The sequence below is a fragment of the Cryptosporangium phraense genome, assembly GCF_006912135.1.
Lineage (GTDB): Bacteria > Actinomycetota > Actinomycetes > Mycobacteriales > Cryptosporangiaceae > Cryptosporangium > Cryptosporangium phraense.
Window position 1 is genome coordinate 22892 of record NZ_VIRS01000044.1, and the last position, 14362, is coordinate 37253.

Consider the following 14362-nt stretch of genomic DNA (forward strand, 5'->3'; position numbering starts at 1 on the left):
TTCAAGCAGCGCAACGAAGATCGGTGAGGGAACACGCGGACACGTCAGTCGGCGGGCTTCAGCTCTCCCCAGTAGCCCTTCCGCCGCCCCTTGGCGTCCAGGCCCGTGACCAGCACGATCGCGCCACGCTGCCACTCCCCCACGACCAGCACCCGGCCGTCGGCCCGGACGCCCCGCGGAGCCGTCCAGGGGCAGCTCACCTCGTACCGCGTCTCGTCGGCGGCGACCTCGAGCACCGGCACGAAGGCGCTGGTCTTCACGATGTGCCCGACGTGCCACGGAGCCCGCCCGGTGGCGAACGCGTCCCTGGTCCTGCGTGCCTCGCGCCGGAACCGCGGGATCGTGCGCACGGCCAGCCAGGTCATCCAGGCTCCCGCCGCCAGCATGACCGGGATCCAGACCCACCGCGGGGTGTCGGTGGAATCAAGAAACGCCGCCGCCGCGACGAAGCAGATCCCGAACGCCAGCAGGCCGGCCCCGTTCCAGCCGGAGACCCGGATCAGACGACGCAACTCGCGGTCCACCGTCGCCCGCAGCTCGGCCGGCGGCGGGTCGAGGGCCTCCGCCGGCGGCGGGTCGAGAGCCTCGGCCGGCCGGCCCTCGGCGACGGCCCGGGCGTCGAGCACCCGCATCCGCCAGACGCAGAGCGGCACCAGAATTCCGAACTGGTACAGCGGGCTGACGAACGACCAGATCCAGTACGGAACCCCGAGTTCGAGGAGCCCGAGCCCGGCGAGCGTGCCGCCGAGCCAGATCAGCCACACCGACGGGCGGGCCAGCACCAGCAGCAGGTACTGGACCGGCGTCCGGTGGATCCTCTCGACCGGCGCCGGGCTCTCGTCGGTCATGGCTTCAGCTCTCCCCAGAAGCTCTTCGGCCGGCCCTTGTGATCGACGCCGGTCACCAGCACCACCGCACCGCGCCGCCACTCCCCGACGACCAGCACCTCGTCGTCGGCCCGGACGCCCGGCGGGGACGACCAGCCGCAGGTCACCTCGTACCGCGTCTCCTCGTCCGGGATCTCGACGACCGGGTCGCCGACGTTGATCCGCACGATGCGTCCGACGCGCTGCGGCACGGTCCCGGCGACGAAACCGTCCCGGGTCTCCCGGGCCGCGGCCTGGAACCGAGGGATCACCCGCAGGACCATCCAGCACATCCAGCCGCCGCCGCCGACCACGAACGGTATCCACACCCAGCGGGGAATGTCGTCGGTCGGGAGGAAGATCGACGCGAAGACCAGCACCGCGAGAGCCAGCACGAGGTACCGGCCCACCCGGTCGTAGCGGAACAGGCCGCGCAGGGCGTCGTCCACGGTCGCGCGCAGCGCAGCCGGTTCGAGGGCCTCGGCCGGCAACCGGCGCGGTTCGGGCACGGCCAGCCGGCCCTCGGCGACGGCCCGGGAGTCCAGCACTCGCATCCGCCAGGCGCAGAGCGGCACGAGGACGGCGGCCGCGTACACCGGGCTGCCGAGCGTCCACATCCAGCGCGGGAGCAGCAGCGAGAACACCGCGAGCCCGACGGCGACGCCGCCGAACCAGATCAGCCAGATCGAGGGGCGGGCCAGCACCAGCAACAGGTACTGAACCGGCGTCCGGTGGATCCGCTCGACCGGCTCAGCGTTCCCATCGGCCACGGCGGCAGCGTAGGGCACCCGATTGGTGGTTCGGGTCACACTCGCAAACTAGCGCTGCTAACTTCGGTGGTTCCCCGCGGTACCTCGTCCAACGAAGGGCGTGCGCGATGTACTTCACCCGGCTATGGCGGCGACAGCTCGACCACTACCCCGCGACCGCGCCTCGCGCGTTCTACCTCGGCATCGTCGTCCTGGCGACGATCGTCCTGTACTACGAGCTCTACATCCAGGGAGCCGTGGCGACGCAGATCATCGCCGAGTACGGCATGACGCTCCGGTACTTCGTCCTGGTCTCGATCGTCGGTAACGCGGCCGGCGCGCTCGCCTCGGTGGTGGCCGGGCTGGCCGACCGCTGGGGCCGGGCGAACATGGTGGTGGCCGGGCTCCTGGTCACCGCGCTGATCATCCTGGCCGGGCTGCCCAACGCGTCCTCCCGGCTGACCTACCTGGTGTTTTTCAGCGTGCTGAGCTTCGTCGAGGGCGTCGTCCTGGTGGCCACCCCGGCGCTGATCCGCGACTTCTCGCCCCAGCTCGGGCGGGCGTCGGCGATGGGGTTCTGGACGCTCGGGCCGGTGATCGGCAGCCTGGTCGTGACCACGGTGTCGTCGAACACGCTGCCCAGCCACCCGGACTGGCGGTTCCAGTTCTACGTCTGCGGCGTGATCGGTCTCGTCGTGTTCGTGCTCGCACTGGTCGGGCTGCGTGAACTCTCGCCCGGCATCCGCGACCAGCTGATGGTGAGCCTGCGCGACCGCGCGCTGGTCGAGGCGCGCGCGGCCGGCATCGACCCGGCCCGGGCCGCCGCCCACTCCTGGCGGGACATGCTGCGCCCGGACATCGTCGGATCGGCGTTCGCGGTGAGCGTGTTCCTGCTCTTCTACTACTTCGCGGTCGGGTTCTTCGTCATCTACTACGCCATCCAGTTCGGGTACTCCGAGGCCCGGGCCAACAGCCTGGCCAACTGGTACTGGATCTCGAACGCGATCGCGCTGGTGGTCGTCGGCGTCGTCTCCGACCGGCTGCGCGTCCGGAAGCCGTTCATGGTGGCCGGCGGGGTCGTGAGCGCGGCCGGCGTCGCGGTGTTCGCGCTGCTCACGACCCATCCTGAGACCGGCTACTACACGTTCGCCTGGCTGCTCGTCGTGATCTCGGCCGGCGGCGGCGTCGCCTACTGCGCCTGGATGGCCGCGTTCACCGAGACCGTCGAGCGGCACAACCCGGCCGCGACGGCCACCGGGCTGGCCGTGTGGGGCAGCCTGCTGCGGGTCATCGTCGTGCTGTCGCTGATCGGGCTGATCCTGGCCGTGCCGTCGGCGAACGCGCTGGTCGATCACGGCTCGAAGGTCCAGACGCTGGCGACGAAGTACGCGTCCGAGCTCGGGACCGCGGCCAAGATCTCCCCGTCGACGAGCGACACGCTGGCCCGGGAACCGGGCAACCAGGTCGTCCAGGCGGTCGCGGTGGCGGAGATCGCCGGCCTGCCGGTGACGACGGTCGGCGCGGTGCTGACCACCGAGCAGAAGTACCCCGACGTCTCGCTCGCGCCGCCGGCCGAGCAGCAGGCCGTCGCCCAGTACGGCGACCGGGTGAACGCGGCCGTGGGCGCGCTGACCGCACTCGGGAAGGTCCCGGCCGAGGACCTGGCCTACCTGAAGGAGCACGGCGCCGCCGTGCAACGGGCCCAGCAGAACGCGCCGCACGAGTGGCAGCGGTGGTGGTGGGTCGCGTTCGCCGGCCAGGTGATCTTCCTGCCGTTCGTGTTCCTGCTGGCCGGACGCTGGAGCCCGCGCCGGGCGGCCCGCGATGCGGCCGAGCACGAGGCCGCGGTCGAGCGCGAGCTCGCGTCGATCCGGGGGTGAACCACGAGAGGGTTACGTGGGCGAGGAGCCCACGTAACCCTCTCGGAGGTACTACGCGTACACGTTCAGCACTGAACCGGTCGTGGCCTGCACGAGCGCCGCCTGTTGCCGAGCGGCGTCCGCCTGCCGGTCGCGGGTGTCCGCGACCCGCTCCTGGGCGGTCAGCTCACCGACGCGCTGCTGCGCGTCGGCCCGCTGCTGTCGTAGCTCGGCGTTCGCCGCCGCCCGATTGTCGTTCGCGTCGCGGACGGCCGCGTACGAGGCGGGGCGGTAGTCGGCTTTACCGGTCACGGCTAACAGGGACATATCAGCTCCAGAGAAAGGTGGGGTGAGGGAACGGGAACCCGAGGTGACCTCAGGTGTAGACGTCGAGCTTCGCCTTGGTCTTCGCCGTGTTGAGCTCGGCCTGGTCGCGGGCGACCTCGGCCTTCGCCGTCTTCAGCTCCGAGTTGGCTTGCTGCGCTGCCTGGGCCTTGCGCTCGGTTTCGACTTTCCGCTCGTCCACCTTCTGCTGGTCCTGCTTCACCTGCCGGCTCGCCTCGTCGACTCGGGTACTGCTGCTCGTCGACCGGGCCGGGGCGTGGAGCATCCCGGATAATGCGGAGCTGGCCATGCTGGGCGCGCTAACGGACATCTGTACCTCCTCGGGGCAATCCGGCCGCGGCATCCGTGCCTGCGGTCCGAGCGTTGCACCCAAGGAGTCGGCAGCGGTGGGAGCCGAATGAGCAGTCGTCCGGAGATATTTCGTGACCCAGACCGCTTTCGCCGCGTCCCTGGGCGCGGCCGCCGCGTCCCTAAGCGGCGGCCGCCGGGAGGGCGATCGCGCGGAGGCGGTCGGCGTCGGTCTCGTCGAGGGTCTCGGCCAGTTCCAGCGCGTTGATGTCGGCCCAGACCTGCTCGGGCCGGGTGGCGCCGAACAGCACGCTCGCGACGGCCGGGTTGAGCAGCGGAAACGCCAGTGCCAGCGTGGCCGCGTCGGTGTGCAGGTCGGCCGCCAGCGCGGCCAGCGCGTCGCCCGCGGCCAGCGCGTCGGCGAACCGGGGATCGGACCGGTCGCCGGAGTGACGCCCGTCACCACCGGCGGCGTACTTGCCGGTCAGCAGCCCTCCGGCGAGCGCGTACGACGCCACGACGGCCGTGTTGGCCGCGGCCAGCGACCGGATCAGGTGGTCGTCCTCGACGACGTCCCGGCGCACGAGGCTGTACGGCAGCTGGGCCGCGGCCGGGCCGGGGAGCTTGTCCATGTCGGCGATCTGGGCCGCCTCGAGGACCTGCTCCGCGGTCCAGTTCAGGACGCCCCAGGCCCGGGCCTTGCCGGCCCGGATCAGCTCGACGATCTGCCCGACCGCGTCGGCGATCTCCAGCCCGGCCGGGGGCGCCTCGGCGTAGATCAGATCGACGTGGTCCAGCCCCATACGCTGGAGGGACGCGTCCAGCTCGGCGGCGGCCGACTGCTCGGGCCAGAACTCCCACCAGAGCTTGTTGGCGACGACGACCTCGTCGCGCTCCCAGCCGGCCGCGCGGAACAGCTCGCCGAACACGACCTCGGAGTAGCCGGTCGGGATCGGCGCGGAGCCGGTCTCGTCGTCGTACCGGGCGTCGTCGAGGAACGTGATCCCGGCGTCGCGGGCCGCCTGCATGACGGCGATGCCCTGTTCTCGGCTGATCCGCTCGAACGTCCGCCATGAGCCCAGCGCCAGCCTGCTCACGGTGAGCCCGGATGCGCCCAGCGCCCTCAACGGCATGTTCATGGTTTACGTCCTTCCCGGTCGGCGTGGGGTGTACGCGTCTCAGGCGTCTCAACTGCCAGCCTAATAGGTCGAAATAACCAACGTTCCGCCCGAAACTGACGCCTTGGTCGTTGTGCTGGGTGCAGGTGGCGACCCGGAGTCGTCGGCTGCCGCCGACCGCGACCGCCTGCCCGACGACTTCTTCCGACGCTCCGCGAGCCACGGGGACGCCCGAAGCCGGGAGTTGGGCCGGCCGACCCGGGCCGGCATCCCACCGACCGCCCGACGCGCGAGACGCGACGACGCGCAGCGCGCCGGCTCGGCAGAGGCTCGGCGCGAAGGCCGCCGCGAAGCCACCGACTGGTGCCTCGTTCCACGGGGCTTCCGCGGCGATCCATGACCGCCCGCCCCTCGCGGCGACCGGCCTACGGCTCAGGTGGACGCAGCGACGCTGGTTCGTGCGCCTCGCGGCCGTGGCGCCGGATCGGCGGTTCAGTCCGCGATGGACCGACGCGTGGTTCCGACTAGTGCTGTCCTGTGAATCGGTTGGGGCTCGGGTGGTTCGTCGGTACGAGGCCAGTGACGCCGTGGCTCCGAACGGGACGGCGCCGGCGCGTCAGTGTTCCGCCGGCTCGGCGGGTACGCCCCGCTCGGCGGCGATGTTCCGGTGCGGCTCGTTCCGAGGCAGGCACACGACGAACTTCGTGTCCCCCGGCACACTCTCGACGGTCAGGTCACCGCCGTGCCGGTTCACCACGATCCGCCAGGAGATGTCGAGCCCCAGGCCCGTCCCCTCCCCCACCGGCTTCGTCGTGAAGAACGGCTCGAAGATCCGCTCCTGGATCTCCTTCGGCACACCCGGCCCCGTGTCACACACCTCGACCTGAACCGGGCTGTCCGGATCCTCCGGCCGCCGCAGACTCGTCCGGATCGTCAGCGTGCCCTGGCCGTTCATCGCCCCGATCGCGTTGACGATCAGGTTCGTCCAGACCTGGTTCAGCTCACCGGGATACGCCGGAATCTGCGGCAACGTCCGGTCGTATTCCTTCACGACCGTGATGTCCTTCTTGTTGATCTTCCCCGACAGCATCACCAGCGTGCTGTCGATGCCCTCGTGCACGTCGATCCACTGGTGCGGCGCCCGGTCCAGCTGCGAGTACTGCTTCGCCGCGGTGACCAGCTCGGAGATCCGGCCCGAGGCCTGCGAGATCTCCATCATCAGCTGCTCGGTCTCGAGCGTGTAGCCGATCCAGTGCAGCGCCGAGTCCAGGTGCTCGCCGCCCAGCCGCGACTCGGCGTCGGAGAGCCACTCGACGTCGATACCGGCCGCGACCAGCGTCGGCGACAGGTCCCACGCGAACGGCACGTCCCGCTCCTCGAGCCAGTCCCCCAGCTCGTCCTCGCGGTCGTTGGCCTCGACCGGCGACAGGTCCTTGGCCTTGGCGCACCGCTCGACCGCGTCCTCCTGCAGGTCGACGAGCACGGCCAGGCGCTCGCGCGGAATGTCGCCCCGGGCCAGCGCGGCCAGCTTGTGCCGGGACTTCGCGACCCGCTCGCGCAGCAGCGACGCCGCCCGGGCGGTGGCCGCGGCCGGGTTGTTCAGCTCGTGGGTCAGGCCCGCGGTGAGCGAGCCGAGCGCCTGCAGCCGCTCCCGCTGCCCGACCGTCGCCTGGCTGGCCTGGTTGCCGAAGTACAGACCCTCCAGCAGGTGGACGGTCATCGGGAACCAGGTCGTCACCACGGTCGCGAAGTCCGCGGCCGGCAGCACGTAGAACTGGGACCTGGTGAGCGCGGTCAGCGTCTGCAGGTACCGCTGCGGCACGCGGTCGCCCAGGTAGGCCATGTACGAGCCGCCGTAGGAACCGGCCTGCGAGGTTCGCGAGATCTCCACCCGCGCACCGCTCACGTTCCGGCTCATCTTGATCGTCCCCGACAGCAGGACGAAGAAGCACGTCGCCGGGTCACCCTCGGCGTAGACGGTGGTGCCCGGCTCGCGCTCCTCGATCTCGCCGTGCTCGGACAACCAGGTCAGCTGCTCGGGGTTGAGGGCCTCGAACAGGAAGAGCTTCCGGAGCTCGTCAGGGCTCACCCGGTCGGCCATCGCAGTTCCCTCCGTCGCGCCTACGACAAGTGTGCTCCCTCAGGAGCTCAAGTAGCGGTGAACGAGCGTCACCGCCATCGCCCCTTCGCCGACCGCCGACGCCACCCGCTTCACCGACTGCGAGCGGACGTCACCGGCGACGAAGACTCCCGGAACACTGGTCTCCAGGGGGAACGGATCGCGGTCGGCATTCCATCCCTCCGGACGGGTGCCGTCGTCCCCCAGCAGGTCGGTGCCCGCGAGCACGAACCCGGACGAGTCCCGCGCCACCACACCGTCCATCCAGTCGGTGAGCGGAGCCGCGCCGATGAAGACGAACAGGAACCCGGCGTCGACCTGCTCGATCTCGCCGCTGTCCTCGTTCTTCAGATCCAGCCGCTGCAGCTGACCCTCGCCGACGCAGGCGCACACCGTCGTCCGGGTCTGCACGACGATGTTGTCGATGTCGGCGATCTGCTTGATCAGGTACGCGGACATCGACGCCTCGAGCGACGAGCCGCGGACGACGATCCGCACCCGGGCCGCGTGCCGGGACAGGAACACCGCGGCCTGACCGGCCGAGTTCGCCCCGCCGACGACCACGACCTCCTGGTCGGCGCAGGCCGGAGCCTCCACCGCCGCCGAGCCGTAGTACACACCGCGCCCGGTGAGGTCGTCGATACCGTCGGCGATCAGCCGCCGGTACGAGACACCGGTGGCGAGCACGACCGCGTGCGCCGCGATCTCCGAGCCGTCCTCGAACTTCACGCCCCGGGCCGAGCCCTTGACGGTCAGCTCGCAGACCCGGCGCGTGGTCAGGATCTCCGCGCCGAACTTGATCGCCTGCCGCCGGGCCCGCTCGGTCAGCTGCGCGCCGCTGACCCCGTCGGGGAACCCGAGGTAGTTCTCGATCCGCGAGCTGGTTCCGGCCTGCCCGCCGGTCGCCTGCTGCTCGACCAGCACCGTCCTTAAGCCTTCGGACGCCGCGTAGACCGCGGCCCCCAGCCCGGCCGGGCCGCCACCGACGATGATGACGTCGTAGAACTTCTCCGCCGGGTTCGTGGCCAGCCCGACCCGCGACGCCAGCTCGGTCGTCGACGGATTGCGCAGCACCTCGCCCTCGGGCGTCACGACCAGCGGGATCACGTCGGGCTGCTCGGGGTCGGCGTCGGCCGACTCCAGCAGGCGACGGCCCTCGGCGGTGTCGGCCAGGTACCAGCGGTACGGGACCTGGTTGCGGGCCAGGAAGTCGCGCAGCTCGAACGACGCGGGCGAGAACTGGTGCCCGACGACCTTGATCTCGTCGACCGGCGAGTCGCCGGCCGCCTGCCAGGTCGCGATCAGCGCGTCGACGACCGGGTAGAGCTTCTCCTCCGGCGGGTCCCACGGCTTGAGCAGATAGTGGTCGACGTCCACCACGTTGATCGCCTGGATCGCGGCGTCCGTGTCGGCGTACGCGGTCAGCAGCGCCCGGCGGGCGCGCGGGAACAGGTCCATCGCGGCCTCGAGGAACTCGATGCCGTTCATCTGCGGCATCCGGTAGTCGGCGAGGATCGCCGCCACCCGGTCGCCGCGGAGCTTGATCTCCTTGAGAGCATCCAGCGCCTGCGGACCGGAGTCGGCCCGCATCACCCGGTAGTCCTCGCCGTACCGACGCCGCAGGTCGCGCGCTACCGCGCGCGACACCGACGGATCGTCGTCGACGGTGAGCAGGACCGGCTTACCCATCAGCCCTCCCGGACACGCGGGGCGCCGATGCGCCCCGACCGGTAGCTAGTCTGCCTTGCCGACGTTGCGGTGGCATCAGCCTGGCCAGCCAGTCTGTGAGAGCACCAGCTCGTGGACCTGAGCGAACAGCGCGTTCGCCTGGCCCCGGGCGTCGGGGATGATCGCCTCCGGCTCGCTCAGGTCGGCCTCGGTCCGCCAGACGAACGGATGCGCGGTCTCGTCCGGCCGGCCCGAGTGGGCCAGCGCCACGTACTGATGGTCGACGTGAACGTGGTCCTCGCCGGTGTGCGCGTCCGGGCCGACCGGGATCTCGACGGTCCACCAGGGCGGCGACACGGCCCGGTAGGGGTAGCCGTCGGGCAGGCGCGGGTGCGGGGGCGGCAGCAGCGTCGCGGTGAGCCCGGTCTCCTCGGTGACCTCGCGGAGCGCCCCCTCGGCGGCGGTCTCGTCCGGCTCGATGTGACCGCCCGGCGGGATCCAGACGCCGAGCCGGGGATGGAACACCAGCCCGAGGCAGTACCGCCCCTCGACCAGCCCGAACACGAAGACGGTGGCGGTCGGCTCCTTGATCACGCCGCGAACGGTACCGCGTCTAGCGGGGGTGCCCGGCGCGCAGCCAGGCCACGTAGTCCGCGACCGCGGCGGGCAGGTCGAACGCGGGCCGGAACCCGGTGTCGGCCCGCAGCCGGGTCGGGTCGAGGTACGGGTCGCCGGGCACCGCGCGCTCGCTCCGGCCCGGGCTCAGCGCGACCTCGGCTCCGGGCACGGCCGACCGCAGGGCGTCCGCGAACCGCGCGTTGGTGACCGCGGCTCCGCCGCCGATGTTGTAGACCGCGTGCGGAAGGCGCTCCGCCGTCGCTACCGCCGCGATCGCCCGTCCGCAGTCCGGCGCGTAGATCAGGTCGACCGCGTCGTCCGCCTGAACGACCGGTGGATCCATCCCGCGGACAGCCGCGTGGACGAGGGCCGGGGCCGCGATGAACGGCGAGGCCGGTCGGCCTCCCGGCCCCCAGGCCGCGCCGATCCGGACGTGCACCACCTCGGTGGCGCCGGCCGCCGCGACCGGCAGCAGCACCTCCACGGCTTTCTTGGACGCCGGAATGCCCCCCGCCGACGCGACGGGCAACGGCGAATCCTCGCGCCAGACCGGGCCGGGAACGCCGCCGTAGACCCCGATCGTGCTCGCGACCGTGACCCGGGGCACGCCCCAGGCGACCGCCGCCGCGACCACGTTCAGCCCGGCCGTGACGTTGGCCCGCAGCTCGTCGACGACCGGCACCGAGCCGGGCCGGACACCGGCCAGATGGACGATCCCGGTGACCGGATAGCGGCCGCCGAGAGCGAGTAACGCCCCGAGGTCGGTGCAGTCCAGCGGCTCGACGACGAGCCGGCCGGTGCGCCCGGCCGGCGCCGAGCGGCCGACCGCGAGGCACTCCTCGCCCAGGTCGAGCAACGCCCGCGCGGTGTGCGTTCCGAGGAAGCCGAGACCTCCGGTGACCAGGATCATGCCCACTCCTCCGGTATCATTAGCTGGCTAACGTTAGCTAGCTAATGACCTCGGCGGCAATAGGGTTCGACGCATGACCGATCTGCTCCGGCTGTTCACGCGAGCGCACAAGCTCCTGCAGGCCGCCTCCGACGAGGCGATGAGCGCGCACGGCGTCCGGGTGGGGCAGAACCTGGTGCTGGAGGTGCTCTGGGCCGACGACGGCCTGACTCCCGGCGACCTCGCGACCCGGCTGCGGGTGAGCACGCCGACCGTGGTGAACGCGGCGACCCGCATGGAGGCGGCCGGCCTGATCACCCGCCGCCGCGACGACGCCGACGCCCGCCTGGTCCGGCTCTACCTGACCGACGCCGGACGGAACGCCGAGGAGCCGGTGAGAGCGGCCCGGAAGGCGCTGGCCGAGAAGGTCACCGCCGAGTTCACCGCCGAGGAGCGGGCCGCGACCGAGTCGGCCCTGATCAAGATCATCGGAGCCCTCGAGAGGCCCTGAACGGTAGACGCCTAATCGCGTTGGCGCCTACCGAACAGGCCGGCCCCCCCGGTCCGGAACACCACACCGTCCCCCTCAGCACGGATCCGCGGCCCCTGCGGATGTCCACCCGTGCCCTCGTGGTGGTGCGGTTCGACCGTACGGTGACGCGGGCCACGCCGGAACCGTCTCGGTCCCGGGATTTTTGCTGGTCGGCCCCTTGGGGGCGGGCACTAAGGAGTGTCCGATGCAGACCCTCCCGTGCTGCCGGACGTCCCGCCGGCCCGCAGGTGCTGCTCGAGCACCCCGACCAGCTCGACGATTCCCTCGAACCGAGCCTCGGTGAGGGTGCCCGGACGTGCAACGCTGCCCTCGAGCCGACCCTGTGCGCTCTGGCTCAGCTCAATAATGAGACGCATTCCGCCCCCCGTCAGTGCCACTGCCGAGTCAGCGTAGAAATGTCCGCCTCGGTTGTCTTCCGGGATCACCCCTGGGAATCCGGCCCGGTACCCCTTGGTCGAGCCCGGGGCCCGGCGGCCCGGCCCAAGGGGTCAGCTCGACGAGCGGCTGGCGAGATGGCGCAGCTCGATCCGGTCACCCACGCCGAGCTTGCGATAGATGCTCGTCAGGTGCCCCTCGACCGTTTTGACGCTCAGCGAGAGCTCGGTCGCGATCTCCTTGTTGGTGCGGTTGCGTCCGATCAGCTTGGCGATGCTCAGCTCGGTCGCGGTCAGCCCGGCGAACACGGCTTCCGGGGTCTCGATCGACAGGCCCAGGGTGCGGGCGGCGTCCACCGCCTGCTCGGCGTAGGCCGTCGCCCCGAGGGCGCGGGCCTGGAGCAGCGCGGTGCGTAACGCGGCCGCCGCGGGCGCGCGGCGCTCCAGCGTCGCCAGGATCTGACCGGTCAGCAGGTTGATCCGGGCCCCCTCGAGCGGGAGCCCGATCTCGGTGGCCAGCCCGAGCGCGTCGCCGGCGTGCCGCAGCGCGTCCTTCAGGCGGTTCTCGGCCAGCGCGATCTGGGCCTCGACCCGGGCGATGCTCAGCTGGACCGACCGGCGATCGGGCCGGGCCAGCCCGGCCCGGAACGCGGCCAGCGACGCCCGGGCCTCGGCCGGACGCCCGAGCTGGGCCAGCGCGTCGGCGCGCAGCGGCCCGAACAGGTGCGTGCCGGGCTCCTGCGAGTCGTAGTGCTGCTCGATGTCGGACGCGGCCGCGAGCAGCGCCGAGGCGTCTCCTTTGGCCTGGGCGATGGCGGCCAGGCCGCCGGCCGCGTAGGCCAGGCCGGAGCCCGCCCCGATCAGACCGGCCCAGTGCGCCGCCGCCCGCACGTGCCCGTCGGCCGCCGCCCACTCCCCCCGAGCCGCCCGGGGGTAGCAGGCCAGCGCGTGCAGGATCGCGTACTCCCAGACCCGTAGGTTCTCCTCGGCGTCCCCGAGCGACAGCTCGGCGTGCAGCACCGAGTCGGCGAGCTCGCCGCGCCGGTACTCGACCTCGGACAGGAACCCGAGGGCCTGCCCGATGCGCAGCGCCTCCCCGGCGGTGGCCCTGGCGACCGCCTGGCGCAGGTCGCGGTCGGCCTCGGCGAGCCGGTCGGTCCAGAGCGCGATCATCCCGCGGGCGCAGAGCGCGTCGAGCGCGCCGGCCGCGCCGGGGGTGTCGGCGTCGGTGAGCGCGGCGGCGGCGTCCTCGGCCTGGCCGGAGAGGGCCAGCCCGATCGCCCGCGCGAACCGGGTGTACGCGGCGACCCAGGGCTCGGTCCAGGGCGCCTCGATCGCCTCGATGCCGTACTCGGCCATCTCGGCGTAGTTCAGCGTGAGGATGCCGATGATCGCGAGCTGCGCGGCCACCCGGGGGCGCAGGTCGGCGGGGTGATCGGGGGAATCCCCGGCCCGGAGGGCGGTGAGCGACCTCCGGAGCAGCTCCGACGCCTCCGGGATCCGGCCGCCGAGCAGCAGCTGGTATCCCTCGACGTAGTCGGTCCACGGCCCTTCGCCGGTGGCCGCGACGTCGCTCTCGTAGTCTTTCGCGCCGGCCGCGTCGCCCGCGACCAGCAGCGCCTCGACCGTGGTCAGCACCCGGGCGGCGCGGGCCGGGCCACGCGGGGTGAGCTCCAGCGCGTGCCGGTACATGGCCGCGGCCGCGCTCAGGTCGCCCGACCGCCAGCGCTCGCGGGCGGCCTGCTCGGCCTCGTCGGCGAGCTCGGCGTCGATGCCCCCGGCGGCCGCGGTGAGCCGGTGGGCGAGCGCGTCCGGGCCGCCGAGCAGCGCGGCCCGGCGGTGCAGCTCCTGCCGCTGGGCGAGCGCCCGGTCGTGGTAGAGCGACGACCGGGTCAGCCGGTCGGCGAACTCGAACTCGCGGCCACCGGCACCCGGCACCTCGACGATCAGCCCGGCGGCCAGCGCCTCGGTGGTCGCGCCGGTCAGCGCGGCCCCGTCGAGCGACGCGACCGCGGCCGCGTCCGACAGCCGGAACCGCTCGCCGAGGACGGCGGCCGCCGACACCAGGTCGCGGGTCGCCGCCCGGCAGGTGGCCAGGTGGGACGCGATCGTGCCGGCGATCGAGTACGGCGCGGGCAGCGGGCTCGAGTCCGCGGCCAGCGTCCGCATGGAGAGCTGCGGGAGGAGGTGACGGACGTGCAGCGGGTTGCCGTCGGTGAGCTCCCAGAGCCGCGCGGCGGCGGCGGGCGAGAGCCCGGGCCGGCCGTGGACCGCGGCGAGCTGCATCAGCTCGTCCGGGACCAGGCCCTCGATCTCGAGGGCGACCCCGCGGTCGGACTCGATCATCCGGCGCCAGCCGTCGGGCAGGCCGGGGTTGGGCTGACCGTCGGGGATGCGCCGGACGGCGCCCGGCGGATGGTGGACGACGACGACCATCACCGGGGCCGAGTGCAACCGGCGGGCCGCGTAGCGGATCGCCTCGATCGACGCCCGGTCAGCCCAGTGGGCGTCGTCGACGACGAGCACCAGCGGAGCCGCCCGGGACAGGTCACCGGCCAGCGCGTCGCCGATGAACACCGGGTTCGCGTGCGGGTCGACCGAGCGGATCGACTCCGCGGTCGCGGACCCCGGTAACCGGCCGACGGTCAGCCGCAGGATCTCCCACTGCAGGTCGACCTCGTTCTCGTCGGCCGCCAGCCACAGCGTGGTGACGCCGGACAGGCCGTTGAGGAACTCCTCGACGAGACGGGTCTTTCCGGTGCCCGGCGCGCCGGTGACGCCGACGATCCGCGGATCGCCGCCGGCCGTCGCGGCCCAGGCGTCGGAGAGCAGCGCCAACTCCGGACCTCGTCCGACGAAGGAGCGGCTCAAGTCCATCGTGCTCCCCGGGCCGTTGCAGACAGTGCAGAGGACAGT

The 14362-nt window shown here is 72.3% G+C and carries 12 protein-coding genes; 2 read left to right on the plus strand and 10 right to left on the minus strand.

Annotated elements, in window-relative coordinates; all coding sequences use genetic code 11:
• Positions 1–44: 44 nt before the first annotated feature.
• Together FL583_RS35695 and FL583_RS35700 are read right to left on the minus strand one after the other, a co-directional pair.
• A complete protein-coding gene (locus FL583_RS35695) occupies positions 45–848 on the minus strand; it encodes a hypothetical protein (RefSeq protein WP_142709323.1) in 804 nt (267 codons plus the stop codon).
• Positions 845–1636: a hypothetical protein gene (locus FL583_RS35700; protein WP_142709324.1), complete on the minus strand. Its 792-nt coding sequence runs from the start codon at positions 1634–1636 to the stop codon at positions 845–847. Before FL583_RS35700 ends, FL583_RS35695 begins: the two co-directional genes overlap by 4 nt.
• A gap of 107 nt (positions 1637–1743) precedes the next feature.
• Between FL583_RS35700 and FL583_RS35705 the strand changes: the two genes are divergently transcribed.
• Positions 1744–3495 carry an MFS transporter gene (locus tag FL583_RS35705; RefSeq protein WP_142709325.1) on the plus strand — a complete coding sequence of 584 codons (1752 nt, stop codon included), beginning with the start codon at positions 1744–1746 and terminating at the stop codon, positions 3493–3495.
• A gap of 51 nt (positions 3496–3546) precedes the next feature.
• Here the strand turns inward: FL583_RS35705 and FL583_RS35710 are convergent, their stop codons facing one another.
• From FL583_RS35710 to FL583_RS35740, 7 genes are all read right to left on the minus strand, one after another.
• On the minus strand, positions 3547–3801 hold the full coding sequence (locus FL583_RS35710) for a hypothetical protein (RefSeq protein WP_142709326.1): 255 nt from the start codon (positions 3799–3801) through the stop codon (positions 3547–3549).
• Between the two features lie 49 nt (positions 3802–3850).
• Positions 3851–4129 carry a hypothetical protein gene (locus tag FL583_RS35715; protein ID WP_142709327.1) on the minus strand — a complete coding sequence of 93 codons (279 nt, stop codon included), beginning with the start codon at positions 4127–4129 and terminating at the stop codon, positions 3851–3853.
• A 160-nt stretch (positions 4130–4289) separates the two neighbouring features.
• Positions 4290–5246, minus strand: a complete 957-nt coding sequence (locus tag FL583_RS35720) for an aldo/keto reductase (RefSeq protein WP_142709328.1) — start codon at positions 5244–5246, stop codon at positions 4290–4292.
• Positions 5247–5841: 595 nt separating this feature from the next.
• Positions 5842–7326, minus strand: a complete 1485-nt coding sequence (locus FL583_RS35725; protein ID WP_142709329.1) for an ATP-binding protein — start codon at positions 7324–7326, stop codon at positions 5842–5844.
• Positions 7327–7365: 39 nt separating this feature from the next.
• Positions 7366–9033 (minus strand): NAD(P)/FAD-dependent oxidoreductase, encoded by a 1668-nt coding sequence (locus FL583_RS35730; RefSeq protein WP_142709330.1) that lies wholly within the window; start codon positions 9031–9033, stop codon positions 7366–7368.
• Positions 9034–9108: 75 nt separating this feature from the next.
• The gene (locus FL583_RS35735) at positions 9109–9606 is read right to left on the minus strand and encodes an NUDIX domain-containing protein (protein WP_205752751.1); all 498 of its coding nucleotides are present in this window, start codon (positions 9604–9606) and stop codon (positions 9109–9111) included.
• Between the two features lie 19 nt (positions 9607–9625).
• Positions 9626–10540 (minus strand): NAD-dependent epimerase/dehydratase family protein, encoded by a 915-nt coding sequence (locus FL583_RS35740; protein WP_142709331.1) that lies wholly within the window; start codon positions 10538–10540, stop codon positions 9626–9628.
• Between the two features lie 73 nt (positions 10541–10613).
• Here FL583_RS35740 and FL583_RS35745 point away from each other — a divergent pair, with 73 nt between their 5' ends.
• Complete coding sequence (locus FL583_RS35745; RefSeq protein ID WP_142709332.1) at positions 10614–11030, plus strand: MarR family winged helix-turn-helix transcriptional regulator; 417 nt, start codon at positions 10614–10616, stop codon at positions 11028–11030.
• Positions 11031–11560: 530 nt separating this feature from the next.
• Here FL583_RS35745 and FL583_RS35750 read toward each other — a convergent pair.
• Positions 11561–14323 (minus strand): helix-turn-helix transcriptional regulator, encoded by a 2763-nt coding sequence (locus FL583_RS35750; protein WP_142709333.1) that lies wholly within the window; start codon positions 14321–14323, stop codon positions 11561–11563.
• Positions 14324–14362: the final 39 nt, after the last annotated feature.